The sequence below is a fragment of the Spirosoma aerolatum genome, assembly GCF_002056795.1.
Taxonomy (GTDB): domain Bacteria; phylum Bacteroidota; class Bacteroidia; order Cytophagales; family Spirosomataceae; genus Spirosoma; species Spirosoma aerolatum.
The window spans coordinates 5497156-5523494 of sequence record NZ_CP020104.1 but is presented as its reverse complement, the minus strand read 5'-3'; the positions used below and the strand labels follow the sequence as shown (position 1 = coordinate 5523494).

Sequence of the window (26339 nt, the reverse complement as noted above, 5' to 3'; positions counted from 1 at the left end):
GGAAGGTTATGCGCGGCTGATGCAAATCTCATGTACACCGTTTGCTGCCTGATAGGCAATCCGCAGTCCGTAGCTATCGCAGATTTGCCGGACAATAGCCAGGCCTAAACCAACCGAATCAGGGCCGGAGCTTTCCTTCTTAAATCGTTCAAAAAGTCGTTCGGGCTCCGTAGTCAGGGACCCTCCGCTGTTGCGCAGATATAGCTGATCGGCGGTAGAAGTTAGCTCGATGCGGCCTTGCGGTTGGTTATGTTTGATGGCGTTGTTGACCAGATTCGTTACCAGACTATCGGCCAGGGCTGCTGGTAAGCTAACCTCGAACGGAACGACCGGCCCTACCTGAATCGAAAGGTGTTTAAACGAAAGCACATCGTCCATATCGGCTAGTTTCTGAGTCAGCAGGTTGGCCAAATCAATCCGCTGGCTATCATTAAACTGGCGATTTTCGATTTTGGCCAGCAGCAACAACCCCTGATTTAGCCGGGAAATACGACGTGAAGCCTGATAGATGGTTTCAATCCAGTGCGTTTGCGTTTCGGAAAGCGACTCGGTTTGAATCAATTGTTCTACTTTGGCATTGATCAGCGCCAGCGGGGTTTGGATTTCGTGCGAAGCGTTTTCGGTAAACTCTTTGAGGCTCCGGTAATCCTGTTGCATCTTGGCCGCCATTTTCTGAAGAACGTCATTCAGTTCATTGAATTCCGTGATCGTGGTTGGGCTGAGGTCCAGGGACGAATTGGTGCTAAGATCAAATTGCTTGATGCGGGACAGTGTATCGTAAAAGGGATGCCAGAGTTGACCCGATAGCCGTCGCTGAAACCAGAACATGCCCAACAGCAGTAAGCCTAGAAAAACCACCATCGTTGCCGTAATTACTTCAATGAGCCGATAGGTCTGAATCAACGACTTCCGAATCGAAACCCGGTGCATAACCCCGTGAATCGGTTCGTAAAAGGTCAACTGGCGAAACGGAGTCAGTTCATTATCATACCGATTGAGAATCAGGGTATCCCTGAATGATTCCTTTACGGGTTGACGCTTGCTGACGGGTACTACCTCGATCTTGTTCTCAACGAAATACGGACTGCTCGACCAACTGTTATGTATACGGACGTATGTTTCAAAATCCCTTCGTTCGACCCGCAACCTACTTTCTACTTCGTCGTAAATCAGCAATCGGACAATCTGGTAAAAGGCCAGCGCCGTCAGCAGGTAGATGACCAGCGAAAAGGCTAAATAGATCCGGTTGGTTTTGGCGAGCAGTTTCAAGGCTGACTGAATTTATAGCCAATCCCATAAATTGACTGAATGTAATCGGCAGCACCTTTTTCGAGCAGTTTCCGACGCAGATTTTTGATGTGCGAATACACCATATCGAACGAATCGGCCGAGTCGATGTTGTCGCCCCACAGGTGTTCGGCAATAGAGGCTTTGGTCAGAGCTACATCGACGTTGGACAGAAAGTATAGCAATAAGTCGTACTCTTTTCGGGAAAGCGTTGTGAGCTGCCCGTTGACAAACACTTTGCGCGTTTGTGGCACGACTACCAGTTCCTGAAACCGGATTTCGGTATAGCCACCAAACTGGCGCCGACGCATCAACGATTTTACCCGTGCGTTGAGTTCTGATAAGTGAAAGGGCTTGGTCAGGTAATCGTCGGAGCCGATTTCGAGGCCTTTCAGCTTGTCTTCGAGCGCATTACGAGCTGATATGATAATAACGCCCGTTGTGGCCATAAGCCGTTTCAGCATTTCAATCAGTTGGAAGCCATTGCCATCGGGCAGGGTAAGGTCTACGATTACACAGTCGTAGGTGTACAGGTGGATCTTCTCTTCGGCATCCCGGAATGTGGTTACTGTCTCGCAGATATAGCCATCTTTTACCATATAATCGGTAATGCTCTCGGCCAGGCCCTGTTCATCTTCAATTACCAGTACTTTCATCCCGTTATCGACTCATTGATCCTACGAAAGTAGGATGCAATGTTGGAAAGATTCTGGATTTGAGGGATTGTTTAAATACAGAGACACCGAGGGCATAGCGAACAGAATCCCTAGGCCCTCGGTGTCTTGAGGCTAAGCCGGACGTTATTTGGCTACGGTAGCAATTTTCAGTTCATCCATCTGCGCCTGCGAGATCGTCGATGGCGAGTCGATCATCACATCGCGACCCGAATTGTTTTTCGGGAACGCGATAAAGTCGCGGATGGTGTTTTCGCCCCCGAAAATAGAACACAGTCGGTCGAAGCCGAACGCGATACCGCCGTGGGGTGGCGCACCGTATTCAAACGCATCCATCAGGAAACCAAACTGAGCTTTCGCTTCTTCGTCCGAAAAGCCGAGAATGCTGAACATACGGGCCTGCAATTCGCGGTTGAAGATTCGGATGGAGCCGCCACCGACTTCGGTGCCGTTGATAACCATATCGTAGGCGTTGGCCCGAACAGCGCCCAAATCGGTTTCCAGTAGCGGAATATCTTCCGGTTTGGGCGATGTGAACGGGTGGTGCATGGCAAACCAGCGTTGTTCTTCCTCACCATATTCGAGCAATGGGAAGTCGAGCACCCATAGGCTACTGAATACATTCGGATCGCGTAGACCAAGCCGTGTGCCCATTTCCAGACGAAGTTCGTTCAGTTGCTTCCGGGCTTTGGCTGTATCGCCCGAAATAATCAGCATCAGGTCGCCGGGTTTCGCACCGAAATGAGCCGCCCAGCCTTTCAGATCCTCTTCCGAATAGAACTTATCGACCGACGATTTCAGCGTACCATCTTCGTTATACCGGACATAAATCAGCCCTTTGGCACCAATCTGCGGGCGTTTGATCCACTCGGTCAGTTCGTCGAGTTGTTTGCGGGTATAATGAGCACAGCCTGGGGCGTTGATCCCGACTACCAGTTCGGCCGAATCGAATACGCCAAAGCCCTTGCCCGACGTCATATCGACCGTATCGAACGTGCCTTTCAGCTCAACGAACTGCATGCTAAAGCGGGTGTCAGGTTTGTCGGACCCGTAGAACCGCATGGCATCGGCATAGGTCATGCGAGGGACTTGGTCCAGCTCAATCCCTTTCACGGTTTTGAACAGGTGTCGAATCAGTCCCTCAAACATAGTCAGGATGTCTTCCTGCTCCACAAACGACATTTCACAGTCGATCTGTGTGAATTCGGGCTGGCGGTCGGCGCGTAAATCTTCATCGCGGAAGCATTTCACAATCTGGTAGTAACGGTCGAAGCCAGATACCATCAGCAACTGCTTGAAAGTTTGCGGAGATTGTGGGAGGGCATAAAATTCGCCCGGATTCATACGGCTGGGCACCACAAAGTCGCGGGCACCTTCGGGCGTTGATTTAATCAGAACGGGGGTTTCAACTTCAATGAAGTTCTGCCCATCCATGTACAACCGGGTTTGCTGGGCCATTCGATGCCGTAATTCCAGATTCCGCCGAACGGGATTCCGGCGCAAATCGAGGTACCGATATTTCATGCGAAGGTCATCGCCCCCATCGGTATCGTCTTCGATCAGGAACGGAGGTAGTTTGGCCGGATTCAGCACTTCCAGCGACGTTACCTTAATTTCAATATCGCCCGTAGGCAGGTTTGGGTTTTTCGATTTCCGTTCGATAACGGTTCCAGTAGCTTTCAGGACAAATTCGCGACCCAGCGAACGAGCCGTGGCAAAAAGTTCGGGCGCTGTCTGTCCATCTTCCAGCAGGAGTTGGGTAATCCCATAGCGGTCGCGGAGGTCGATCCATAATACGCCCCCTTTATCCCGAATGGTTTGCACCCAGCCACTGAGTGTTGCGGTTTTGTTGGTGTCGGTAAGGCGGAGTTCTCCGCACGTGTGCGTTCGAAGCATTTTTAAAGAGCGAAAGAGTGAAAGAGTGAAAGAGCGAAAAGCTGCCGTAAAGTATTTCGCTCTTTCACTCTTTCACTCTTTAGAATTCTGGCGCAAAGGTAGGGACTTTATGGGAACTCAGTATTCACTCATTCACTTTTTCGCTCCGCCCCGGCGGCCCGGTTTCACTCTTTACTTTCTATAGTCCAGTGCCGGTTTGCGGTCGCCCAACAGAGCTTCGTATTTGAAATCGGCTCCGCGTTTCTGCTTCCACTCGGTAGTTGCTTTCTCGATTAGAGCAGGATTTTTGTACAGATCGAGGGCTGTCAGGGCCAGCGTTTTAGCGGCTACCAGCATCCCTTTCTGCCCAATGCTCATACCACTAGCGGCTGTCGATTGCCAGCTATGCGCCGATGAACCCGGTACCCAGGTTGCCGTTGAGAGGCCAACTGTCGGTACAGTCCAGCTTACATCACCTACATCGGTCGAGCCGCCACTGACCGGATTGTCGGAGGCATCACGGAAATCTTTGATAGTAGCCGCTTCTTCTATTGGGACCTTCTTGTCGAAGGTTTCGCTGATCTTTTTAGCGAACTCGGTTTCTTCCGGTGTGTATTTGACCCCGCCTACGGTTGTCAGATTCTGGTGCATCACCTCGGCCAGGGTTACGTTAGGCAGCAGGTTGAAAACGCCCCCCAGAATTTCCCAGTCGACTTTGGTGCCCGTTCCTTTAGCAGCCCCCTCTGCCGCATTTTCGATCCGTTTCCAGACACTTTGCAGCACATCGCGGTCTTTGTGGCGTGCATAATAATAGACTTCGGCAAAGGCCGGAACCACGTTCGGCGCTTCGCCCCCTTTCGTAATTACGTAATGAATACGGGTATCAGAAGGAATGTGTTCCCGCATCAGATTGACCATATAATCCATGGCTTCGACACCATCCAGCGCCGACCGACCGCGTTCGGGAGCCGCAGCCGCGTGGGCCGCAATACCCCGAAACCGGAATTTGGCGTTTTTATTCGCCAGCGATGTACCGGCATCGGCTGAATTTGAGGAGCCCGGATGCCAGTGGAGTACCACATCGACATCGTTGAACAGACCTTCGCGAACCATGTATACTTTGCCAGAGCCACCTTCTTCGGCCGGACAGCCGTAAATTTTGATGGTGCCCGAATGCCCCGACTTTTTGAGCCAGTCTTTGATTTCGGTGGCAGCCGCTACCGAGGCTGTTCCGAACAGGTTATGTCCGCAGCCATGACCACCTTTCTGTCCGGAAATGGGTGTAAACTCCGGTTTGGCTTCGGTTGCCAGACCAGGCAGGGCATCGTACTCACCCAAAATTCCGATAACGGGTTTGCCCGAACCGTAGGTGGCGACAAAGGCCGTTGGAATACCCGCTACGCCCGTTTTTACGTCGAAGCCTTCCTTGCGTAGTTGTTCTTCCAGTAGGGCCGAACTTTTCTCTTCCATATAGCCCAGCTCGGCGAAATTCCAGATTTGTTTTGATATGTCTGAATATTCCGGGAATCGTTTGTCCAGATCGGCCAGGATGGTTTGTTTATCAGGGTCTACAGCAACGGTGGGTGTTTTCTTCGCTTTGGGTTGGGCTACGGCCAGTAACGGCACCAACAAAGCCGCTAAGAGGAACTGTGTTTTCATAGATTAAGCCGTCGTCGCGGTTAAATTTGGAAAAATAGGTTGTAAGCCGATAAAAATACGGCAAAAAGACGGTTTGGGCAATCTTATTAGAAGGGTGCTACATTTGCCTGTCAAATTCCAGTTTTTATGTCGATTCCTTTTGATGAAATCTTGTTAAAGGCCTACAAGCGGAAGTTTACAAAGCTTAGGCAAGGAGGAACACAGTATGGCAAAGCCCCGCACAAGCCAGTTTTTCTGATTAGTTTGCTCGAACTGATTGACAAACATATTATCTCGGATAACCGGATAACGATCACTCCTGAATTGGTTGCTACGTTTAAGGAAAACTTCGCATTACTGGTCAAGACAGCCCATAAAGATGACTTTACCCAGCCCTTTTTCTATCTTCAGCACGATGGTTTCTGGTTTCTAAATGCCCGGCTAGGTTATCAGCTCGATCAGTATATTCGAAGCGTTCAAACACTGAATGATAGGCTTGACTACGGCTATTTCGATAATAGCCTGTTCGACTTATTAATGAATGACGCTGCCCGGTCCGATCTGAAACGGACATTGCTCGATCATTATTTCAGCGATACAAAGGCTGAATTTTGGCCGGTAAAAAATGCCGGACGTAGTTATTTACAGGATATGGAAACGTATTTACTGAATGAAAAAGAAGTAGTTTATGAAAAACTACAGATTAAAGAAGACGAGGAGATTCGCTTTGTTCGGGGAGGGTTGTTCAAGAAACTTGTGCCCAAAGTTTATGATTTCACCTGCGCTATTTCGGGAATGAAGGTGATTGGTGTTGATGGATCGTCGTTGGTAGAAGCCTGTCACATTGTACCCATCAGCATTTCAGGCGATGATAAAGTCACCAATGGGATTTCGCTCTGTCCCAACTTGCATACTGCCTTTGATCGTGGTATGATAGGAGTAGATGAACAGTTACAGGTAGTGGTTTCGCCTTTACTTGCTGATAATCCAATGAGCCCTTATAATCTGACGCAGTTTCACGGAAAACCCTTACAGCTTCCGTTTGGCAAGGTGCATTACCCAAAGATAGAACATTTCCGATGGCACATGCAGGAGCGATTTAGACGGTAATTTTTAGAATATACTCCATTGAGAGTCGGAAATAGATTTAGATTTTAGGCAGTACAATGTTGCAAAGAAGATCATTATGTTGGGGGTGAGAATGGTTTTGTAAGAATGGGCCAACGTCAACGAGTTGGGTTGTGCCATCCGTGAAATATACCTTCAGGCGATAACCGTCTATATATTCAGCTTCTGTCACGGCAAGTGTTCTCATCGTCTTTTCGTGATTTTACGAATTGTGGGCTTCTTTTTCAGTACGAAATCGATAGCAATAGTATATCATCATTCGTTGTAAGTGGTCTAAACACCCACAGATTTCGTTATCTTGCTGATAATAAAACAAAACACGTATGGAAGTGACGTTTGTAGTAAAGTCTGAGGAAGACAAGCGCGACTTTGCCGAACGACTGACACAGTTTTTTGAAAAAAAGACTATTCGGGTGAAAGTTGAAGAGGTGAGTGATTCGGCTGCGGACCAACAACACTTACTTCGTCGGATGGAAGCGCTACGTTTGATAACTGAACAGGTTCCGGTAATGCTATCACCAGATACCGACATTAATGACCTTATTGACGACATCAACGACAATCCGCTGTGATCTATTTTGACACCGACGTTCTCATTCACTATTTCGTTGCCTACGACCTAACTAAACATCAGCAGGCGCAAAGGTTAGTTAGTCAAGCCTTGAACGACAGTGTATTTTATGTCTCGTTATTGTCAGTACAGGAAACGACTTATGTAATGGCTAAGTTAAAACAGACCAACCAATCAATTCAGGAGGCTGTTGACATTATGCTGGCAACTTTTCCTGTAAACTATGATATGTCCATGTTCAGGCGAGCATCCAATTTGGCCTTTGATCTTGGCTTTTTGAACATCAATGACTGTTTGCATACCGCTATAGCAGAAGCGCAAAACTGCACAGAATTGATAACCTATAACCGGAAGGACTTCTCCCGCATTCAGTCGTTAACCAGCCTCAAAATTACTATTCTAGCTAGTAGAGAGTAACTGGTTCCCGACCGGATGCTTACCGAGGGGCTGTGACCTAAACACCCGCAAATTCCGTTATCTTGCCAGTAGCTAACTGAATACGCCTATGGAAGCAACGTTTGTCGTGAATCCGAAAGAAATTAATGCTCACTGCTTGAACGGATGTTAGGCTTTTTTGTGGACAAGAAAGGGCCCGTAACAGTACATCTGACTGAAACGCAATCGGCAGGTTTTGACTTTCAGCAGTGGTTTCAGGGAATGGAAGCGATTCGGGCACGTACCGAGCTTGTGCCGGTTCCTGCTGGCATTGATGATCTCAATGAACTAATTGATGGTATTAACGATATGGATTTTGAGTAGTTGTGATGTATTTCGACACAGACGTTCTTGTCCATTATTTTGTTAACTACGATCCGGCAAAACATCAACAGGCACGGCAAGTAGTGCAACAGGCTGTTCTGGACAGAACGTTTTGTATATCGTTACTGTGTGTTCAGGAAACCAGCTTTGCTATGACTAAGCTTCAACAACCCTTAGTCGATATTAACGCTGCAGTAAGTCAGTTACTACTTACAAATCCAACCGGCTACGATTTGGCTAATTTTCGGCGAGCATCTGAAATTGCCCAGCATATTGGATTTAAGAATATCAATGACTGCCTGCATACCTCCATCGCTGAAGCCTACAATTGTACAGAATTGATAACCTACAACAGGAAAGAATTTGATCGAATTCGCACGTTGACCAATTTGAAAATTACTTTTCTAAAAATAGATGAGTGATTCTAACTTATAGGCTCAATGACTGACTTTACCGTACTCTTCCCTGAACCGTTGGGCCCAGCAAACATCCGCATTCGTTTGATCATGCTTTTGGTATGCGGAAGTGCTTCTGTGTAACGACTTTCGGCTTGTCAACAGTCTTTATATACGTACGCGTGCCGTCGGGCTTCACTTCTAGAATCTGGCCATTCTCCGCCACAAGCACACTATCGCCCGAGGCCAGCGATTGCCAATAGGCCTGCCGTGTCGCAATAGCGGCCAGTTCAGGAATCTGCTGTTCTAAATAATCGACTGCTTTATCAGATAGTGCCATAGCTTTCTCGTGTAAAATTAAGTGGTATTATCAAATTATACCAACGCTCGCAACTCGTCTACAACGCCCTTTACTCCATTAATTGCCGCCGTTATTTCGGCATCAGTGGTAAATCGTCCAAGGCTAAATCGCAGGCAGGAAAACGCTTCGGTTTCGTCCAGACCCATGGCCAGCAGCACATGAGATGGGTCGATTGAAGCAGCCGTACAAGCCGACCCGTTCGAAACGGCCATGCCTTCCAGTCCCATAATCAGCGCATCGGAATCGCAGTTTTCGAAATAGATATTGGTGACGTTATACAGCCTGTGTGTCTGATTGCCATTTACGCGGGTGCCGGGAATTGTCAATAAAGCCTTTTCGAGTCGATCCCGTAGAGACGCAAGCCTTTGCGTCTCATGACCGGACGGTTTTGGCTGACGCATGGGAGACGCGAAGGGTCGCGTGACGCAGCCGCTCCCATGCCTACAATGCCTGGAACGTTCAGCGTGCCACTGCGTAAACCGCGTTCGTGTCCACCACCGTGCAAAAGAGCTTCCAGTTTTACTTTGTTTGGACGGCGCTGGCGAATAAACAAGCCACCAACACCTTTGGGTCCATAAAATTTATGGGCGGAAAAAGCCAGCAGATCAATACCAAGCGCATCGACGTCAATCGGTAATTTGCCAACGGCCTGCGTGGCATCAGTCATGAATAAGGCACCGACTTCGTGGGCTAGCTGAGCGATCTCCTTAATGGGCTGAATAACGCCCGTTTCATTGTTAACCAGCATCACCGACACTAGTATTGTATCGGGTCGAATAGCCGCTTTTACTACATCCAAATCCAATAAGCCGTCAGGTTGAACGGGTAAGTATGTCACCTCAACTGGATCACCGGACCGGCCGTGTTTTTCCAGATAGACGCATACATCCAGCACGGCTTTATGTTCCGTTTGCACCGTTACGATGTGTCTGCCACGATTCAGGTAGTTTTCAGCCACGCCTTTGATCGCCAGATTGATGGCTTCTGTAGCGCCCGATGTAAAGACCAGTTCATGCGTTTCGCAACCCAGCAAATCAGCTACCTGCTGACGCGCCGTTTTAACCGCTTCGTGTGCCGAGAGGCCAAATGGGTGCGTACTAGCCGCATTGGCGAAGTTGTCCGTCAGGAACGGCATCATCGCATCCAGCACCTGTGGGTCGAGCCGGGTTGTCGCATTGTTGTCGAGGTAGATCATACAGTAAAAATAACGTTGTCAGCGATAGGTTGCTATAGGCTTGGTTAGATCAGGCATATATTCTCTGCGATCCTATTGAGTTGTTGCTGATGTGTTATTGGCATACATTCTTAGTCAGTCAGTTATAAAACTCCCCAGCACTTCGTACGGAGCCAGATGCTGCCAGAGGGTTGCTAAACTGCAAACCTGGACGTGCTCATCCAGTCGAAAATCCTGAGCTGAAGGGGTAACTACCAATACTGGGATTCCTCCCAAATCACGGCTGGCATTATAATTTCCGCGACTTAATACAGGGGCATTGGTGTATTTTATTTCAATCCCCACGATCGGTTGCCCAGCACGTACCAGTACTAAATCCAGTTCAGCCCCTTCTGCCGTGCGGTAGTAATAAGTTTGTGTGTCGTGAGCCAAATTGGCAATTACCTGTTGCACAATATAGCCCTCCCATGAACTGCCCAAATGCAGACTTCCACTAAGCGCTTCGGTCGTTTGAATAGCAGCCAGTGCATGAAACATGCCACTATCCCGTATGTACAGCTTCGGGGCTTTAACCAACCGTTTGCCGATATTGACGAAATAAGGGGGCAATCGCCGAATCAGAAAAGCCTGTTCCAGAAAGTCGAGATAATGCTGAACGGTGGGGACGCTAAGGCCCAGTGAACGGGCTAATTCGGAGTTGTTTACTTGATTGGCATGAACACTGACCAGCATCGACAACAACGTACGAACCCGCGTTGGTGAAGCTCCCAGCCCTAATCCGGGAAGGTCGCGTTCTACATAGGTTTGAATAAAATCGTTCATGCGCCGATTGGCCGAACGGTCGGTGGGAGCCTGTAGCATGTCGGGATACCCTCCGCGTAGCCAGTGTTGCTGATACGATAGCTTATCCTGCACCTCCGGCGAGGTAAGCGGTTGAAGCTCCAGATAGGCGATTCGTCCTGCCAGTGACTCCGAACTTTGCTGAAGCAATTGGGGCGATGCGGAGCCTAAAAGCACAAACCGACCGGGCACCCGATGTCGATCAATAAGCGAACGAAGTACAGGAAAAAGCTGTGGCATTCGCTGGACTTCGTCAATAATCACCAAGGCGTCCTGTCGATCTGTTAAATATAACTCAGGATCGCGGAGCCGATTAAAATCCTCCAGCGATTCTAAGTCTAAATAGACCGTTTGGCGGTCGAACTGAGCCGCCAGCATTTTTGCCAGGTAGTTTTTCCGACCTGTCGGGGCCCAACGAGTGCTACGGCTGGTCGATCGTCAACCAGTTCAACAAATTCTTTAGCTATAAGTCGCGTAAACATACCCTGCAAATTTAAACTATTACTTTAAATTTGCAGGGTAATAAGTTAAACGTAAGCCATGATCTTAGTTTATACAACTATTGTGCTAATGCCTCAAAAAAGGATGTTGTAGAAAAAGCAGAAAGGCGAAAAGGCAGTGATGGGATTAAAGACTTGACTAAACAAAAAAGCGCGTCACTCTCCCGAATGACGCGCTTTTTTTGTCGATAACGGGTTTAATAACTGTCGGCGCGGTAGTTGAATCGATTGAAAATCAAGTTGACAGCTTCGCGAATTTTGCCCTGTTGCCGATCAAAGCCGTTGCTGGTTGTCAGGCCTGAAGCCAACCCCGACCAGATTACCTGATCCGTTTTATTGTCGACCAGATTAACTAAAATTGTACCGGGCTGAACCTGAATATCCTGCTCATCGCCCAGGCTTTGTACCTCACTGGCAGAGAAATAGTCGGAACCCTGGTTGGTGTAGCCTTTAATGGTAGTGGGCTTGTCGAACACCCGGAAATTCACCAGTAGGTCGGGGTTCTGCCGCATAAACTTGTAGCCGCGTCCATCCATTGCAAAGCCAACGGCATCCCGAATCTGTTTTTTCAGGACAAGGTCGTTCAGGAAATACAGGCCGGGGTCAAGTTTGTTATCGACCTGCGAGGCCCAGGCATAGGATTTATAGCGGCTGAAGTCGGTATTAGGCCGCATTTCGGTGTTGACAGTAACTGTTTGGGCCTGCGTCAGGCTGGCTACCAGCGCAAACGCAGCAAGGAAAAAGAACCGTTTCATAGTCGTTGAGTTTTGATTCAGGGTGTTTACTAACCATATCAATAACTCATCGACTGGTCAAGGCGGTTATTAAAAGTGAGTTAAACCTCCATTGTATCCTTCTGGTGAGGCTTTCCGCTAGCTGTGGTTAGTCGCTTCGAAACGGCTCGTTAGCCAGTTGGTTTATTCAACGCATTCAGGGTAGCTATCTTTTAGGGGCCAGGTTCCGATCTTATGGCAACCACTTTAATCCGGCTGTTCGAAATTCGATCTGTCTGGTCCCCTGCCCGGCAAAATCGACATCGACGAGCATGATACGGGCCGTTTTTAGCCGTTTAATCAAGACTTTTTCGGCATCGAAGAAAATAACATTGGCACTGCCATTCTCAGCGGCCGAAAACGTATAGGTGACTGGTGCACTGCCATCAAACCGAACGCGTGCCTTCCCTTCCTGAAAGCTTCGGTTAAACTGCCCTTTCGACACCTGGATATATACATGCGTATCGGTATCCCGTTTCCGAATGGTCAGCGTGGCAACAGACCCGCCAGTATACGGGAAGTCGAATTCGAGTAGCCTGGGCGATGTGATCGAGGCTTTGTAGACCGTACGACCTTCGTTATCAACACGCTTTGAATACTGCCACGTACTAGTTCCAACCCGGCTGTCCGGCTTGTTCACTGCGGTATGGGTAGTATTGGCTGGCTGCGTAGCGGTTGTGTCGGCCTTGGTTTGGTTCTGGTCGGTCACAGCTACCTGACTGGTTTTTTCCTTTGTTGAGCATCCCCAAACGAGGGTCAGCGATAACATATAAAGCAAAAATCTCATAAGGTATCAACGAGTAAATCACATGACCGTTCTGGCCGACAGTAAAAAACTAAGCTCCAGCGATACAAACGTAGCCAGTCCGATGTTTTAACATTGCGAATATGGCAGACAAATGTATAGGCTTAATAAGGTATCTGGCTGATTTGCAGTATAGGCTTTTGGTTTGAGGTACGAATTTTGCGGAAGCAGCTAATAAAATTCGGTTAGTCCCTAACTTTAATTCCGTCTCCCAAATACTTTTTTCTATTTTAGGGCATATTTACGTACTATGTTCATTCGTCAAAATCTATCGCTTGCAGCGGCCATCTGCCTGTCTGTCTTATTTACTCACAGTTTAACGGGATGTCAATCCAAGGGCAAGGCTTCCAGCGAAGCGACTACCGATACCACCAACGCGACTGTCGCCGATAAGCCATCGGACGTGAAGGCCGAAGCGACTGCGCCAGCCCCCGATCCGTCCAGTATTCCGGCCGATAAAATTGCTAATGCAGCCGCTATTCTGGCGCGGCCGCAGGTGCCTGTGCTCTGTTACCATCAGATTCGCGACTGGCGGGGTGGTGATTCGCAAAGCGCCAAGGATTATATTATCCCGGTGGCCGCATTTAAAGAGCAGATGCAGATGTTGGCCGACAGCGGGTATCATACCATTTTGCCCGATCAATTATATGCTTATCTGACTACGGGCGCCCCGTTGCCATCTAAACCCGTTATGCTGACTTTTGATGATGGTGACCTCGATCAGTACGAAACAGCCGTCCCTATCCTGGAAAAACACGGCTTCAAAGGCACGTTTTTTATTATGACGGTGGCGATTGGTCGGCGGGGAAAACAGCCGTACATGGATAAAGCACAGATTAAAGATCTGGCCGATCGGGGTCATACCATCGGAGCACATACCTGGGATCACCATAATGTGAAAAAATACCAGGGCGACGACTGGAAAATTCAGATCGAAGAACCGAAAGCCAAGCTGGAAAGCATCACGGGCAAGCCGGTGAAATACTTCGCCTATCCGTTTGGGCTCTGGAATAAGCAGGCACTTCCCGAAATCCAGAAGCGGGGCTATGCCGCTGCGTTTACCCTGGCCGATGGGCGGGATGAGCAGATGCCGCTCTATACGATCCGGCGCATCATTGCGGGTGGGCAGTGGAAAGCCAAAACATTTTACCGGAACATGATTCAAAGTTTCGACGGTAAATAGTACCAACCCTCTCCCCCAGTTCCTCTACCAAAATGGGAGGGAAACCGGGGAGAGGGATTTATTCGTTAACTTCGTTTCGACGGGGCATGGACGCCTGAGCACCCATACGTGTGACGGAAATGGAAGCGGCTTTGCAGGCGAAGGCGATTGCATCGGGTAAAGGCTGTCCTTCGGCCAGCGCAACAGCCAGGGCGCCATTGAAGCAATCGCCAGCGGCCGTAGTATCGACAGCTTTTACGGGGGGCGTAGCGATAAGCTGACTCTGCGTGCCGGTCGATAGATAGGCTCCTTTGGACCCCAGGGTAATAATGACGTTCGATACGCCCATTGCATGCAATTTCTGAGCAGCCTGTCCGGCGCCTGACAGGTCATCAACCCGAATGCCGGTCAGAAGTTCGGCTTCGGTTTCGTTCGGAGTTATTAGAAATAAATTTGGAAACAGTTCATCGGGCAAGGGCTGGGCAGGAGCTGGGTTTAAAATAACCCGTAAGCCACGCGTAGCCGCTTCGCCTATAATATGAACCACCGTATCCAGCGGGATTTCGAGCTGTACCAGCACTAGTGCATCCGTTTCGGCTGACGCCAGGGCCGGATTGGTTTCGGCGGGGCGGAGCTGGGCATTCGCTCCGGGAGCTACCGTAATACAGTTTTCGCCCGCAGCATCGACGTTAATTAACGCCACGCCCGACGGATGATCAGGGTCACTTTGAATATAAGTCGTATTGATCCCTTCCTGACGAAATCCGGCAACAGCCTGCTCGCCAAAGATATCGGTCCCAACTTTGGCTACAAAGGTTACGTTCCCTGTCAAACGGGCAGCCGCCACGGCCTGATTGGCCCCTTTCCCGCCAGGATTCATGAAAAAAGTACCGCCTAGTACGGTTTCGCCGGGGGCTGGTAGTTTGGTCGTTTGAACAACCATGTCCGTGTTTGAGCTACCAACTACTAAAATCTGACCTGGCATGTAGTAAGGATTTAGGTAAGAAAACTATTACGTGAACCGACGGCTCTGGTAAACTTCTTCCGCACGTCTGAATTTTTCGTCAAATAAATGCATTTGTTCGTAAGCACGAGAAGATTCACGCAACATTCGCAAAACATCTGGTTAACCCTATGGTTTTTATAAGGCGCACTTGCTGGTGGTTGAGGAGTTCTGCGCTACATTATCCATAGTTTTCTTCCTAGTAATCTATCGTATACGTTGTTCGGTATACATCAGTAGTAATAAAAAGCCCTGTTGGTTTATAGAGTTTCAATGTATTGCCATATTGTATGCGTATATTGCGCTTTACCGATACGGTTTGACTGTAACGGCAGACGTTTCATTGACGTTATTCTGGCCAATATGAGCAGTCCCGACTTATGATCTGGTCAGAGCATACGTTTTAACCCACTTTACTCAACTAGTTGATTGATGAGTGCATTTACTGTTGACCTAACTAACTGCGAACGCGAACCAATCCACATACTCGGACACGTACAGTCGCATGGTTACTTGCTGGCCATTCTGCCTGACACTTATTCTGTTGTTCATGCCAGTGATAACATCGTCGATCTGTTAGGCATGCCAGCTACCGATCTGCTGGGGAAGTCGATCGATACACTATTTTCGGGCACCGAACTACCAGCCAGTACAGTCATTGAGTTGCTGAATGTCGGTCGGCGAAACCATTCGTGGGAAACGATCAACCCACAGCCGGTAACGCTGAACGACAGAACCTGGAATCTGATCATCCATGAATACCAGGGGTTGATTATTCTGGAGTGGGAATCGGCGGGCGATGAACGGAATACAGCCATCAATCAGCAGTTGATTGCGCAGTCGCTGACCGAAGTGCAGGCCAGCCGTACATTGCCCGACTTGTTGCAGAATACAGCCCAGCGTATCAAGACCATTATCGGGTACGACCGGGTCATGGTGTATCAGTTTAGCCCCGACTGGCATGGTCATGTGGTAGCCGAGGCTAAAGACGATCACCTTGAACCGTATTTAGGGCTCCACTATCCGGCATCCGACATTCCACGTCAGGCCAGAGAGTTGTATAAAATCAACCTGGTTCGATTAATTGCCGATGTAGGAAGTACACCCTCCCGAATATTATCGATTCCCGACTGGCCGGTTGACCAACCGCTCGATCTGACGCACTCGGTGCTGCGAGCTGTATCGCCCATTCATATTGAGTATCTCAAAAATATGGGCGTTCAGGCGTCTATGAGCATCTCGCTTCTTTATCGGGGCGAATTGTGGGGCCTGATTTCATGCCATAACACAACGCCCCGTTTTGTCGATTATCCGGCCCGGCAGGCGGCAAAATTTGTGAGTCAGTTGCTATCGTCGGCCCTGGAGTTTCGGCGGAGTGAGGAGGATAAAACCAATCTGCTGCAATACACTCAGAATGCGCAACGACTTCATGAGCAACTGCTGCTGACCGACGATGTAGCCCGGGCACTAACCAAGTTTCCGGTTACCGCGCTCGATGTGACCAATGCGACGGGAGTAGCGCTGTTGTTCAACGACAAAATTTACCAGCTTGGCCAAACTCCCAGCGAAGCGCAGCTTTGGGAGCTTGGGCAGTGGCTGACGACAACAAACGCCGAAACATTTCTGGAAACCAACCATCTGACCAGTTTATATCCACCCGCTGAGGCATTTCGGGAAGTGGGAGCGGGTATGCTGGCCATTGCCCTGTCGCGGGAACTCAAAGAATATGTGCTCTGGTTCAAACCCGAACGGATTCGGGAAGTGACGTGGGCCGGGAACCCCGATAAGCCCGTAACGGTTGGTGGCGATGGGCAGCTTCGGCTAAGCCCCCGCAAGAGCTTTGAAGCCTGGACGGAGATTGTACGAAACACGTCGAATCACTGGACTGAAACGGAAATTGGTACAGTGGTGAAGCTACGGGAAGATATTTTGCAAGTATTAACGAAGCAGGCCAACGCCATCCGAATGCTGAATCAGCGGCTTCAGGTAGCTTACGAAGAGCTGGATGCGTTCAGCTATACGGTCTCACATGATCTGCGAACTCCTTTGTCATCCATTCGATGTTATTCCGAAATTTTGCTGGAAGAGCATGGGAAAGATTTTGACGAAGATGCGCAGGCGCTTTTCCAGAAAATCATTGATTCCACCGAGCGCATGCGCAGCCTGATCCGGCATATTCTTTATTACTCGCGGATGGGGCGTACGGATCTGGATACGCAGTCGATCGATATGCGCCAGTTGCTGGAAGGCATTCGGGAAGAGCTACTGGTAACCGCTAAAGGCCGTTCGTTGCAAATTGAGATTGGTAATACACCGCCTATCAACGCCGACTCGACTATGGCGCTTCAGCTATTTACTAACCTGATTGGCAATGCGGTGAAATATACGCAGCATAAAACCGACGCTGTAGTTCGAATAAACGGCCAACAAACTGACGACGAAGTTGTTTACACCATAGAAGACAATGGTATAGGGTTTGATATGAAACAGGCCGGTAAGATGTTCGATTTGTTTAAACGCCTGGAAAACGCGCGAAATTACGAAGGATCGGGCGTCGGTTTGGCAATCGTAAAACGAATCATCAATCGACATCAGGGGAAAATCTGGTTCCGAAGCGAACCCGATCGAGGAGCCACCTTTTCTATTTCATTTCCTGCTGTACCCTTAGTGTAAGTTGTTGTATGGCAGATGTTTTATATATAGAAGACGATCCGAATGATGCGGATATATTTGGTCGATTGATGCAGAAGCTGGATCGACACATTACCTACATGGTCTTGTCCAGTGGCACCGAGGCTATCAATTATTTGCTGGGAAAAGGTTCGTATCAGACATTCAGGCCCCAATTGCCTAAGCTGGTTCTGATGGACCTGAATCTGGATGGTATCAGTGGGTTTGACATTATTGAGCAGACTCGTGCCGTTGACCGCACCCGTTTTCTGCCTATCGTTGCCTTCAGCACGTCGGATAGTCCCAGAGACATTCGATCGGCTTATGAGGCAGGGGTAAACGCCTACGTAGTAAAGCCGGGAAGTTATCCGGCCACTCGAACGCTTATTGACCAATTGTGTGATTTCTGGCTGGATAAAAATACCCGAATCGATTATACATGATGACGTTGCTGGAACGACTGCGGTACGAAACTCAACCCCTGCATCGCCAAACGGAGACGCTATTTTACACCGACGACTTACAGAATGGCTCGCTTTCGACCGATCAATACACCCATTTACTGTATACCCATCTGCATTTTCACCAGGGGTTAGAAGCGGCTATTGATCGATACCCCGATTTTTTTCAGGACTATAACCCCGATACGCGTCGAAAAACAGCCTGGCTTCTTAGTGATCTTGACTACTTGAATGTCCCCATTCTCCCTGCCAAATCGGACTTGTTTCGCGAATGGTCGCCAGCTTCCTTATTGGGTGCAGCTTATGTAGGGGAAGGGTCTATGCTGGGAGGCACTGTGATCTGGAAATGGCTACAGAACAATATGGCCATTGAGCCCTTGCTTACACATGCCCGGTTTTTTCAGGGTTATGGCCCGGCTACGGGCGCCAGCTGGAAACAATTTGGCGCTTTTCTGACTTCAGCCGGTGCAAACCATGCCGACGATGTAGTGGCGGGGGCCAAGCAGGCATTCATCAACTACCAGACCCTTTTTCGCTCGCTCTCAGGCGTCCGTTTGCCCAGCCATTGCCGTGCTTGAATCAGGTACTTATAGGGACGCCAGCATCGGTAGAAAAACCTTGAACGTTGAGCCCTGATAAGGCTGGCTGCTTACATCAATCGCTCCACCGTGGCTTTCGGCAACCCGTTGACAAATAGCCAGCCCTATACCGGTTCCGGTATAAGACCCGGCGTCGTGCAGCCGTTGGAAAGGGGTAAAAATTCGGTCTTTATAGCGCTCATCGAAGCCGATTCCATTATCGATTATCCTAATCAGCCAGAATGAACTGGCTGATTGATCCTGTAACCGGGCGGGGAGTTCGTCGGCGGTTGCTGCCCGCGCCGATACCTGAATAATGGGTTTGCGTTCGACTGGGACAAATTTCAGGGCATTGGCAATCAGGTTCTGGAACAGTTGCCGTAAGCGGGATGAACTGCCCAGCACAGTTGGTAAACCATCGACAGTTACGGTAGCCTGTTTTTCGGTGATGCTCATTTCCAGATCGCTGACAACGTCTTCGAGCACGTCGGTAAGCTGAACCGTAGCAAATGGCTCCCGCTGGGTACTCAGCTTTGAATACGTAAGCAAATCTTTGATGAGCAGCTGCATCCGTTGTGCTGATCGCTGAATCCGGTAAATCATGTCCGATTCCCCATCGGACAGGTTATCGGCAAACTGCGTTTTGAGCAGATCACTGAACGACTGAATACGCCGGAGCGGTTCCTGTAAATCGTGCGACGCAATATGGGCAAACTGCTGAAGATTCTCGTTCGACCGTTTGAGTTCTGCATTCGCCGTTTTGAGTTCGAGGGCTTGCTGTTGGGCAGCCAGTTCCGTCTTTTTCCGTTCGGTAATGTTATTGTAGGTCACCACCAGCCCATCTTCCCCCTGTTTAACCGCCGATACTTCGAACCAGCCTTCCAGTCCAAACTCATCCCGATAATATTGAGTACTCTGCTCCGCCCGGCCCGTTTCAACAACCCGGACATACAGGTCGAAAAAACCGTTCTCTTTATTCCCCGGAAAGACCGTCAGCAGTCTACGACCAATGATCTGTTCAGGCTCCATAAAGTTACTGCGTATAACAGCCTGATTAGCAGTGTCCATCATGAAGTCGACAATCTGGCGGGTATCGTCCCGAATGGCCGTCATGGCGATGATGCTATTCAGAGAGGCATCCAGAATGGTGCGTAAATGATGGGTTTGCCGTTCCAGATTCTGCGTTTGTTCAACTACAAGTTGGTGCAGGACTGCTTCGTTGCGTTTGCTGTCGGTAATGTCGATCACGGTACCGATAAAGCCCTGAACAATCCCTTCTTTACTGAAAATAGCCTGCCCATTGGCCCTGATCCAGCGAAGCTGCCCATCTTCGATACCAACAGTTCGGTATTCAATGTCATAACGTCCTGAACTACCGGGCCGTAGGGCTTCCTGTACGGCCTGGTCGGTACGCTCCCGATCATCGGGGTGTAGCCCCTGCAAGAAAACACCATAATCGACATGCGCCGATGGCGAAAGCCCGAACAGTTCTTTGCAGCGATCCGACCAGATCAGGGTTTGGGTGATGGGATTAAAATCCCAGGTTCCGAGTTGGGCGGAATCTATAGCGAGCCGAAGTCGATCTTCGGCTAATTGAGAGCGTAGCTCAGCTTTTTTGCGCTCGGTCAGGTCGATCAGTATGCCCGAAAATGTAAGCGGCTTATGTTGATTATTGTACGTGGCCTGACCACGAGCCAATACCCATTTGTTCTCCTGATTTGCACTTAAAACGCGATATTCGGCTTCGTACGTCCGACCCAGTCGAATCGACTCGTCAATTTGTTGTAAAACTCGGTCACGATCGTCGGGGTGAATGTTATTGGTAAAGGTACTCAATGGAAGCCCATCTCTTGACGCCTGTGTATCGGCTACATCGAACATCCGCAGCAGGTTAGGATCGCCATACAGTTTATCATTGCTTATGTCCCAGAACCAGGTAGCAATGAGTCCAATGCTCAATGCCGTCTGGAACTGGCCGTACGATCGTCGCAATAAAGACTCTTCATCTGACAATAGGGGTGAAAATTGAGCAGCGATCGGCTGATTCATACGTTGAAATAAGCTGAAAATAGGGTAAGTGTGGAGCGCTATGATACATAAACCAACTTCATGACGGACTGTTCAGGTAACGCTTACCTGAATAGACTCGACCAAATGCGTTTGGTCAATCTGGTCCGAAAAAATGTTGGATTAACAATTAGACTGCAACGCTATTGGGGTTGGGAAGGGGGCGGTGTTTTGGTGCTTTTCCTTTTTGAACTTTCCGACGGCGGAGCGACGGTGTCCCGATTTTTAAGCCGACTGGATTTCCGCTGGTGAAAATCCTCTACCTTTTCCTGATGAATTTCTTCGGCTTCTTCAATTGAGTGCGATATAGAGAGGCTGGTTTCTGATTTGGCCCGTTCGGCTAATTCGCCAAAAAAGCGGTGTAGGGCCCGAATTTCTTCTTCCGACAAATCCTCTACATTCAACAGTCGATTGCTGGCTTTACGGTTCACGGCGATCAGTTCATTGAGTTTGACCTGCATAGCCAGTGAGTCTTTATTCTGGGATTTCTGAATTAGAAAAACCATCAGAAAGGTAATGATTGTGGTGCCAGTATTGATAACCAGTTGCCAGGTGTCGGAATAGCCGAAAATAGGTCCGGTAATAATCCAGATAATGATGGTGAGTAGGGCTAGTAGGAAAGCCATGGATGAACCCGTAGCCTGTGTAGCTTTGGAAGCAAACCGTTCGAACGGTCCAGCGTTTGCATTGGTGAACATAAGACGAGGGAATTAAAACACGGAAGTTCCGTCTAAATCCCGGATTCACTGTGCTGAGGGGGATTAAAATTATGCATCAGCCTGGAAAATCTGCTGACGAGCTGACTTACTTACCAGACGGATGCCTAAAACTGGCTACTCTTTACGGATTCATCTTTCTTAATTCGCTCTCGTACTCGTCGGTAGGCCAGCCTGCTTTTTGCGCGTCGACGATGGCCTGTTTCTGATAAGTAAGGGCTTCCTGGTTACGGCCAAGTTTATGGAGCAGTTGGGCGTAGGTATGCAGCGATTCGTGTGACCGATAAAGAACCAGCGATCGTTCGATCCAGGGAATTGCTATCTGCCAGCTGGCCGTCGAACTGCCTTGCTGGCGATAGGTGTCGGCTAGCTCACAGAGTGAATGGGCCACTTTCCACGACATCATCTGGTCGTTCATCGGCTTGCCCGCCAGGGTGCTGGCTAATCGGTTCTTTATTGAATCGGGCATAAACCGCATCATATTTTGGAGTCGTATCGAAGCAAGCGAATCGGCCGTATGTAGTTCGGTGACTGACTGAGCCATAAGGGATTGAGCCTCGGATTCTGCAATTGACTGGTAGCGGGTAAAGTTTCTGGTTTGCTTAAAAAACCTCAATCGGTAGCTTGTAGCGGCTTCCTGTTTTATCGACTCTGTTCGCTGCATAAACGGGTTAGCCGAAGTAGTGTTGCGTTCACTGTTGGCAATTATTTTTTCCAGCAGTGTTTCATCAGTGGTCGAAACAGCCTGTTTATAATCATTGTCGAGCGTACGAAGAATGGCTTTCAATACGGTTGTCGCCAGGTTTCGTTTGACAGGGTCAGCCGAGAGAACTGGTGGGCGGTTCCTGATTAAAAAATCGAAAGCCTGAGAATCCGTCGTCTGGAGGTTATTGGCAATAAAGGCTATGGTTTCGGGAGCGGTTCGGGCGGAGTCAGACAGGGTTGTCAGATACACATCCAGCACGTCGCTCGTAGGCCGGCCAAGCGACTGACGCATCACCAGGTATTTCTTGAGAAATTCGGGATCGCGTCGACCGTTGGCAAAATCCTTATCCCCTTTGACAAGCGTTGCTTTCAACGCAGGAATGCGCAGCACATGCTCTACCTGATCGAGCATCCCATTGATGCCACCATAACCTACCGCCCGATGAATCAACGCGCCATCTGGAGTGATGTACAGGGCTGTCGGATAGCTGGCAACCGCATATAGTTTGGCAACGTCGATACCCTCGCCTTTTTCGGCATCCAACTGGTAGTTAATGAAGTGGACATTGAAGGTAGACCCGATTTTAGGATTTGGAAACGCTTCTTTGGCCATGCGTTTGCAGGGTGGGCACCAGGTTGTATACACATCGACGAACACCGGTTTGTTTTGTCGTTTCGCTTCGGCCAGTACTTGCTGCCAGGAGCCTTTAAAGAATCGAATACCGCCTGATGGTTCGTCGGAAATAAGTGGCCTGCCTTGACTGGTTATGGAAAGAGTTAAGACCAAAAACTGGCAGAGAATTAATCGGTAACGGGTTGTTCGCATAAAAACTAGGTGTGGTTTATGGCTCGGCGTCAACTTGACTCGGTAAATAACCAAATTTCCGTTTGAAAGCCGACGAAAAATGGTGCGTTTCACTGTAGCCGAGTCGGCTGGCTACCTCATTGACCGTACAGTCTGTATCCCGAAGTAGCTGCCGGGCATACGCCATCCGAAGATCGGTCAGGTACCTAAAGACTGTGGTGCTCAACACCTCCCGAAAGCCTTTTTTTAGTTTAAAATCGTTCAGTCCTACCGAACGACAAAGTTGCCGAAGTGTGTACGGCCCAAGCGGATCGGTGTCGAGCAATGTTTTTACAGCCATAATCTTCTCTACATCGCGGGGAGATAATGAGGAGATTCCGTTTCGCTGGCTGGCATCTGCCTGGTCAATTTGTTGGCGAAACAAGTCGAGTACGGTTAACTCGAGGTATAATCGTTTGAGAGGAATGGGCCGGTTAGGCGCTATCAACTCTGACAATTGAATCTGCAAAGCAGGCGTAATGACCAGGTTCCGGTTCGACAGTATCGTCGCTTTCCGCTGACTGATGTGGTTAAGCAGTTTGGCGCAGGAAGGAGAGTTGTCGTCGATCAGTCGGCTTACGAAGGTTTCCGTTAATTGAATACCCACATATTGATGGCTACCGATGGACATACGGCTGCGCATATTGGCATAAGGGCGGTAGGTCAGATTGTGCTGAAAGGGAGCCAAACGCACGGGAGCGGAGGAGTCATGATCGGTATGTCCCTGCAATTGAAAAGTCATGTCGATCGAGCCAAAGTCTTCGGTGGTCGAAATGGTGTCGGTTTGCCGGGTCCGAAAATCACCATAGTGAATGCGAACGCCCTGAAAGCAGATCTCGTTCAGAACGCCCTCCGAAACCTCATCAGCTACGTTGATGTGGCTCTCTGCATAACCCGTATGGTGATGAAATTCAGGTGGATACTTACGACTAAATTCGTCGAAATAGCAGCCGTAATTCCGCGAAATAATTTCCATGTAACGAAACTACACCGAAACGTCGGCCTGAACAAATTGAAAAAATATCAATGCCTGAAACGAGTTTAGCCGAAGCTTTTCAGAAAATAAAAAGACCGGCCTGTACAGAAGGTCGGTCTTTACGTTGGAAATGACTGGTTCATTAATCCATCCACATTACTTTTTCGTAGGCGATTTCGTAGTCCATTTCCTGAAGCGGAATCAGTCCCGCAAAATGGCCGGTTTCGTCGGTCTTGATGGCATTCCAGCAGCCCGACGCATCCCGCAATAAAAGTCGGTACCCATAAAGCGGATGTAACGTGTTACTGTCGGTACGATGGTCCCAGCCAGTTTGTAATTCAATGGCAAAGCCAATACGCTCCATCACTTCATCCATCTGAGTGGTCAGGCTGTCGGTACCATCCAGTTCCTCAATCCAGAGGACCAGACCATCGGTACCCCAGTCGAAGTGGAGTGGAGTAGGTGTCAGGTTGATTATTGAAGCGTTCATAACGTTTTATTGGTTTTCGGTTCTGCGGTATTCTGTCTACGGTTTGTGGTGGCTAACGCAGGAATGATTCACGCTTCAGCCGCCCTAATCGTAAACAGAATACCATACACCATTTTAGGCACTCATACTCCAGGCGGATGTTATCAGGGGTAAAGTCTGCTGCTCTTCCCGCCATTTGCGAAGCCAGAAACGGTATTTTTTTCGGCCATAGTCCAGAAAACCGGGTATGGAACTCGCATCGACGGCAAACAGCCGGTGAGGGCGTTGTTTCATGATGCCAATGAACACAAATCGAAACTGACGCGTACTGGCCCACTCCCGATTGTCGGCGTGGCGAAGGCTGTCGATGTAAAAGGCAGCCTGCCGATCGTAATCGTAGGTGTAGCAGGATTCCAGAAACTGAGCCTGCGACCGGGCCGACGTTGTTTTAAGGTCGATGATCAGTGCATTGCGTCGTTTGGGACTAGTATATACCATGTCGAGTCGCGCTTTGCAGGCTATACCTGTTGCGGGGTCTGTCGATAAAATAATGCGTTCACGCTCTGAAAGCCGTAAATACCGTCGGCAAAACGTATCCTGCCGGATGGTCTTCATGAGCGTTTGTAGCTGTTTGCTTTGTGCCGGAGCCAGTTCGTCGGTGGGTAATTGACTGGCTGGATCAATTAAATCGGGCAGGAGCTGGGCAATCACCGTACCGACGGATTCAGGTTCAAGCAAGTGCTGATGAAAGGCCCGTCCAAACACTTTCGTTTTCTCCGAAATAAACCGGGCCGATGGCGTAGACCAATAACCCAGATGTTCTTCTTTCAGGCGTGTCAGGTCGGAGTTCGACACGCGCATGATCGAGCGATAATGATCACCAGCGCCAACAGATTGACTAAGCATACTAGATGGATCTAAATTGAGTATGTGGACTAGCTGAAAGGTGGTATAGTGGATTGAGCGACAGCTTATAGCCTACTATGCTCATTCGCACTACACCACCTTTTTGGGAACCTAACCAATTGGCAATAACTCGTGCTCGTCGATTGGGTTCAGAAATGGGTTGTAATAGTTCATCGCCGTTTTGATATTGGCAATATCGGTCAGCGTTTCCTGGCGGAATATTTTGACATCCTGGGCAAATTGCTTCAGTTCAGCCGTTTTTTCGGGATCGCCGTTCTTATAAGAGAACGTGGCAATGTAATACACACCCTTCGGCTGCGACTTGGTGTATTCCTTCTTTTCGGCAACCGCCGTAACCACTACATCGGCCAGCGTAAGATCGTCGTAATAGAGCGGTTCAATCAGACGGAAGATATTATCGACGGAATAGCCATGAAAAAGGACCGCTGAGACACAATTGTTTTCATCGATGAAAAAGATCTCGGCCCAGTTCTTGGTTCCCATGTTCAGGATGTTGTCGGTGAAGATCCGCCAGGCAATAGGTTGAAAGGTAAGGGTACGGCCCAACTTCTCGGTTCCGTTGATGTTGAACACACCTTCTTTGGCATCGAACCGGTACTGACGGGGGTGTCCTTCCAAATATTTGTACTTATTTACCACTTCACCAGTCAATTCGTGAATTTTTTGATACGGTTTAAGGGGGGTACCGCTTTGAATTGTCGAAAGTTGGTTTTTGTTTTGTGTGTTCATTAGTATTTGTTGTTTACTGTTCAAGCAGGGGACCCGTGTTGCGGTCCCTTTTGCCTTTTCTGGGGGTTCCATTTAAGACTTAAATATACATAGTTTTGTGTAATTAACAAAGGCATTTTTTCGCGTTTTTGTGATTATTTTACAGAGTAATATGTAGCATCGGTAGCATCGAGCGTGAGGAGTGAGTAATGGGAGAGAAAAGCTCGCAGTCTCAACTCCTGGTGATCACTCCTCGCCCAAGTACTAATTTTT

At 49.0% G+C, this 26339-nt stretch carries 26 protein-coding genes and 1 pseudogene; 9 read left to right on the top strand and 18 right to left on the bottom strand.

Annotation, left to right across the window (positions count from 1 at the left end):
• Positions 1-6: 6 nt before the first annotated feature.
• From B5M13_RS22890 to B5M13_RS22875, 4 genes are all read right to left on the bottom strand, one after another.
• Positions 7-1269 (bottom strand): sensor histidine kinase, encoded by a 1263-nt coding sequence (locus tag B5M13_RS22890; protein WP_080057879.1) that lies wholly within the window; start codon positions 1267-1269, stop codon positions 7-9.
• Positions 1266-1943: a response regulator transcription factor gene (locus B5M13_RS22885; RefSeq protein ID WP_080057878.1), complete on the bottom strand. Its 678-nt coding sequence runs from the start codon at positions 1941-1943 to the stop codon at positions 1266-1268. The genes B5M13_RS22890 and B5M13_RS22885 overlap by 4 nt, the downstream gene beginning before the upstream one ends.
• Positions 1944-2087: 144 nt before the next feature.
• Complete coding sequence (gene aspS, locus B5M13_RS22880; protein WP_080057877.1) at positions 2088-3857, bottom strand: aspartate--tRNA ligase; 1770 nt, start codon at positions 3855-3857, stop codon at positions 2088-2090.
• Positions 3858-4028: 171 nt separating this feature from the next.
• Complete coding sequence (locus B5M13_RS22875) at positions 4029-5495, bottom strand: amidohydrolase (protein ID WP_080057876.1); 1467 nt, start codon at positions 5493-5495, stop codon at positions 4029-4031.
• Positions 5496-5621: 126 nt separating this feature from the next.
• Here B5M13_RS22875 and B5M13_RS22870 point away from each other — a divergent pair, with 126 nt between their 5' ends.
• Complete coding sequence (locus B5M13_RS22870) at positions 5622-6584, top strand: HNH endonuclease (protein WP_080057875.1); 963 nt, start codon at positions 5622-5624, stop codon at positions 6582-6584.
• A gap of 37 nt (positions 6585-6621) precedes the next feature.
• Here B5M13_RS22870 and B5M13_RS22865 read toward each other — a convergent pair whose 3' ends face one another.
• The gene (locus B5M13_RS22865; protein ID WP_080057874.1) at positions 6622-6789 is read right to left on the bottom strand and encodes a DUF2442 domain-containing protein; all 168 of its coding nucleotides are present in this window, start codon (positions 6787-6789) and stop codon (positions 6622-6624) included.
• A gap of 136 nt (positions 6790-6925) precedes the next feature.
• On the opposite strand from B5M13_RS22865, the gene B5M13_RS22860 reads away from it, so the two are divergent.
• From B5M13_RS22860 to B5M13_RS22845, 4 genes are all read left to right on the top strand, one after another.
• On the top strand, positions 6926-7174 hold the full coding sequence (locus B5M13_RS22860) for a hypothetical protein (RefSeq protein WP_080057873.1): 249 nt from the start codon (positions 6926-6928) through the stop codon (positions 7172-7174).
• Positions 7171-7590, top strand: coding sequence for a type II toxin-antitoxin system VapC family toxin (locus tag B5M13_RS22855; RefSeq protein ID WP_080057872.1), 420 nt, complete (start codon positions 7171-7173; stop codon positions 7588-7590). Before B5M13_RS22860 ends, B5M13_RS22855 begins: the two co-directional genes overlap by 4 nt.
• Positions 7591-7734: 144 nt before the next feature.
• A complete protein-coding gene (locus B5M13_RS22850; protein WP_080057871.1) occupies positions 7735-7932 on the top strand; it encodes a hypothetical protein in 198 nt (65 codons plus the stop codon).
• A gap of 5 nt (positions 7933-7937) precedes the next feature.
• Entirely contained in the window at positions 7938-8354 is a 417-nt protein-coding gene (locus B5M13_RS22845; RefSeq protein ID WP_080057870.1) for a type II toxin-antitoxin system VapC family toxin, read from the top strand.
• Between the two features lie 82 nt (positions 8355-8436).
• Here the strand turns inward: B5M13_RS22845 and B5M13_RS22840 are convergent, their stop codons facing one another.
• The 5 genes and pseudogenes from B5M13_RS22840 to B5M13_RS22820 form a co-directional block, all read right to left on the bottom strand.
• Positions 8437-8667, bottom strand: coding sequence for a hypothetical protein (locus B5M13_RS22840; RefSeq protein WP_080057869.1), 231 nt, complete (start codon positions 8665-8667; stop codon positions 8437-8439).
• 35 nt (positions 8668-8702) lie between these two features.
• Positions 8703-9883: pseudogene (locus B5M13_RS22835) on the bottom strand (cysteine desulfurase family protein).
• Between the two features lie 114 nt (positions 9884-9997).
• Positions 9998-11080 (bottom strand): ATP-binding protein, encoded by a 1083-nt coding sequence (locus B5M13_RS22830; protein ID WP_317046939.1) that lies wholly within the window; start codon positions 11078-11080, stop codon positions 9998-10000.
• A 319-nt stretch (positions 11081-11399) separates the two neighbouring features.
• Positions 11400-11957: a DUF4136 domain-containing protein gene (locus tag B5M13_RS22825; protein ID WP_080057868.1), complete on the bottom strand. Its 558-nt coding sequence runs from the start codon at positions 11955-11957 to the stop codon at positions 11400-11402.
• 211 nt (positions 11958-12168) lie between these two features.
• On the bottom strand, positions 12169-12762 hold the full coding sequence (locus B5M13_RS22820; RefSeq protein ID WP_080057867.1) for a hypothetical protein: 594 nt from the start codon (positions 12760-12762) through the stop codon (positions 12169-12171).
• A 268-nt stretch (positions 12763-13030) separates the two neighbouring features.
• On the opposite strand from B5M13_RS22820, the gene B5M13_RS22815 reads away from it, so the two are divergent.
• Positions 13031-13963: a polysaccharide deacetylase family protein gene (locus B5M13_RS22815; RefSeq protein ID WP_080057866.1), complete on the top strand. Its 933-nt coding sequence runs from the start codon at positions 13031-13033 to the stop codon at positions 13961-13963.
• Between the two features lie 58 nt (positions 13964-14021).
• Here the strand turns inward: B5M13_RS22815 and rbsK are convergent, their stop codons facing one another.
• A complete protein-coding gene (gene rbsK / locus B5M13_RS22810; protein WP_080057865.1) occupies positions 14022-14927 on the bottom strand; it encodes a ribokinase in 906 nt (301 codons plus the stop codon).
• Positions 14928-15377: 450 nt separating this feature from the next.
• Here rbsK and B5M13_RS22805 point away from each other — a divergent pair, with 450 nt between their 5' ends.
• The 3 genes from B5M13_RS22805 to B5M13_RS22795 are packed head-to-tail and all read left to right on the top strand — an operon-like array spanning position 15378 to position 18654.
• Positions 15378-17618 (top strand): ATP-binding protein, encoded by a 2241-nt coding sequence (locus B5M13_RS22805; protein WP_080057864.1) that lies wholly within the window; start codon positions 15378-15380, stop codon positions 17616-17618.
• An 8-nt stretch (positions 17619-17626) separates the two neighbouring features.
• Positions 17627-18058 (top strand): response regulator, encoded by a 432-nt coding sequence (locus tag B5M13_RS22800; RefSeq protein WP_080057863.1) that lies wholly within the window; start codon positions 17627-17629, stop codon positions 18056-18058.
• Positions 18055-18654, top strand: coding sequence for a biliverdin-producing heme oxygenase (locus B5M13_RS22795; RefSeq protein ID WP_170061174.1), 600 nt, complete (start codon positions 18055-18057; stop codon positions 18652-18654). The genes B5M13_RS22800 and B5M13_RS22795 overlap by 4 nt, the downstream gene beginning before the upstream one ends.
• Before the next feature lie 9 nt (positions 18655-18663).
• Here B5M13_RS22795 and B5M13_RS22790 read toward each other — a convergent pair whose 3' ends face one another.
• The 7 genes from B5M13_RS22790 to B5M13_RS22760 all read right to left on the bottom strand — a co-directional run bounded on the left by B5M13_RS22790 (position 18664) and on the right by B5M13_RS22760 (position 26087).
• Positions 18664-20703: a PAS domain-containing sensor histidine kinase gene (locus tag B5M13_RS22790; protein ID WP_080057862.1), complete on the bottom strand. Its 2040-nt coding sequence runs from the start codon at positions 20701-20703 to the stop codon at positions 18664-18666.
• A 161-nt stretch (positions 20704-20864) separates the two neighbouring features.
• Positions 20865-21419 carry a low affinity iron permease family protein gene (locus B5M13_RS22785; protein ID WP_080057861.1) on the bottom strand — a complete coding sequence of 185 codons (555 nt, stop codon included), beginning with the start codon at positions 21417-21419 and terminating at the stop codon, positions 20865-20867.
• 142 nt (positions 21420-21561) lie between these two features.
• Positions 21562-22968, bottom strand: coding sequence for a tetratricopeptide repeat protein (locus B5M13_RS22780; protein ID WP_080057860.1), 1407 nt, complete (start codon positions 22966-22968; stop codon positions 21562-21564).
• A 16-nt stretch (positions 22969-22984) separates the two neighbouring features.
• On the bottom strand, positions 22985-23962 hold the full coding sequence (locus B5M13_RS22775) for a helix-turn-helix transcriptional regulator (RefSeq protein WP_080057859.1): 978 nt from the start codon (positions 23960-23962) through the stop codon (positions 22985-22987).
• A 142-nt stretch (positions 23963-24104) separates the two neighbouring features.
• The gene (locus tag B5M13_RS22770) at positions 24105-24452 is read right to left on the bottom strand and encodes a hypothetical protein (protein WP_080057858.1); all 348 of its coding nucleotides are present in this window, start codon (positions 24450-24452) and stop codon (positions 24105-24107) included.
• 114 nt (positions 24453-24566) lie between these two features.
• Positions 24567-25337 carry a PD-(D/E)XK nuclease-like domain-containing protein gene (locus B5M13_RS22765; protein WP_080057857.1) on the bottom strand — a complete coding sequence of 257 codons (771 nt, stop codon included), beginning with the start codon at positions 25335-25337 and terminating at the stop codon, positions 24567-24569.
• A 111-nt stretch (positions 25338-25448) separates the two neighbouring features.
• Complete coding sequence (locus B5M13_RS22760; protein WP_080057856.1) at positions 25449-26087, bottom strand: hypothetical protein; 639 nt, start codon at positions 26085-26087, stop codon at positions 25449-25451.
• Between the last annotated feature and the right edge of the window lie 252 nt (positions 26088-26339).

Bases quoted from the DNA above. Each gene is read 5' to 3' on its own strand.
- B5M13_RS22770 (WP_080057858.1), bottom strand. From the start codon at position 24,452: ATGAACGCTTCAATAATCAACCTGACACCTACTCCACTCCACTTCGAC.
- B5M13_RS22870 (WP_080057875.1), top strand. From the start codon at position 5,622: ATGTCGATTCCTTTTGATGAAATCTTGTTAAAGGCCTACAAGCGGAAG.
- B5M13_RS22780 (WP_080057860.1), bottom strand. From the start codon at position 22,968: ATGCGAACAACCCGTTACCGATTAATTCTCTGCCAGTTTTTGGTCTTA.
- B5M13_RS22815 (WP_080057866.1), top strand. From the start codon at position 13,031: ATGTTCATTCGTCAAAATCTATCGCTTGCAGCGGCCATCTGCCTGTCT.
- rbsK (WP_080057865.1), bottom strand. From the start codon at position 14,927: ATGCCAGGTCAGATTTTAGTAGTTGGTAGCTCAAACACGGACATGGTT.
- B5M13_RS22805 (WP_080057864.1), top strand. From the start codon at position 15,378: ATGAGTGCATTTACTGTTGACCTAACTAACTGCGAACGCGAACCAATC.
- B5M13_RS22850 (WP_080057871.1), top strand. From the start codon at position 7,735: ATGTTAGGCTTTTTTGTGGACAAGAAAGGGCCCGTAACAGTACATCTG.
- B5M13_RS22775 (WP_080057859.1), bottom strand. From the start codon at position 23,962: ATGGAAATTATTTCGCGGAATTACGGCTGCTATTTCGACGAATTTAGT.
- B5M13_RS22820 (WP_080057867.1), bottom strand. From the start codon at position 12,762: ATGAGATTTTTGCTTTATATGTTATCGCTGACCCTCGTTTGGGGATGC.
- B5M13_RS22790 (WP_080057862.1), bottom strand. From the start codon at position 20,703: ATGAATCAGCCGATCGCTGCTCAATTTTCACCCCTATTGTCAGATGAA.
- B5M13_RS22845 (WP_080057870.1), top strand. From the start codon at position 7,938: ATGTATTTCGACACAGACGTTCTTGTCCATTATTTTGTTAACTACGAT.
- B5M13_RS22760 (WP_080057856.1), bottom strand. From the start codon at position 26,087: ATGAACACACAAAACAAAAACCAACTTTCGACAATTCAAAGCGGTACC.
- B5M13_RS22875 (WP_080057876.1), bottom strand. From the start codon at position 5,495: ATGAAAACACAGTTCCTCTTAGCGGCTTTGTTGGTGCCGTTACTGGCC.
- B5M13_RS22860 (WP_080057873.1), top strand. From the start codon at position 6,926: ATGGAAGTGACGTTTGTAGTAAAGTCTGAGGAAGACAAGCGCGACTTT.
- B5M13_RS22885 (WP_080057878.1), bottom strand. From the start codon at position 1,943: ATGAAAGTACTGGTAATTGAAGATGAACAGGGCCTGGCCGAGAGCATT.
- B5M13_RS22765 (WP_080057857.1), bottom strand. From the start codon at position 25,337: ATGCTTAGTCAATCTGTTGGCGCTGGTGATCATTATCGCTCGATCATG.
- B5M13_RS22865 (WP_080057874.1), bottom strand. From the start codon at position 6,789: ATGAGAACACTTGCCGTGACAGAAGCTGAATATATAGACGGTTATCGC.
- B5M13_RS22795 (WP_170061174.1), top strand. From the start codon at position 18,055: ATGATGACGTTGCTGGAACGACTGCGGTACGAAACTCAACCCCTGCAT.
- B5M13_RS22830 (WP_317046939.1), bottom strand. From the start codon at position 11,080: ATGCTGGCGGCTCAGTTCGACCGCCAAACGGTCTATTTAGACTTAGAA.
- B5M13_RS22800 (WP_080057863.1), top strand. From the start codon at position 17,627: ATGGCAGATGTTTTATATATAGAAGACGATCCGAATGATGCGGATATA.
- B5M13_RS22840 (WP_080057869.1), bottom strand. From the start codon at position 8,667: ATGGCACTATCTGATAAAGCAGTCGATTATTTAGAACAGCAGATTCCT.
- B5M13_RS22825 (WP_080057868.1), bottom strand. From the start codon at position 11,957: ATGAAACGGTTCTTTTTCCTTGCTGCGTTTGCGCTGGTAGCCAGCCTG.
- B5M13_RS22785 (WP_080057861.1), bottom strand. From the start codon at position 21,419: ATGTTCACCAATGCAAACGCTGGACCGTTCGAACGGTTTGCTTCCAAA.
- aspS (WP_080057877.1), bottom strand. From the start codon at position 3,857: ATGCTTCGAACGCACACGTGCGGAGAACTCCGCCTTACCGACACCAAC.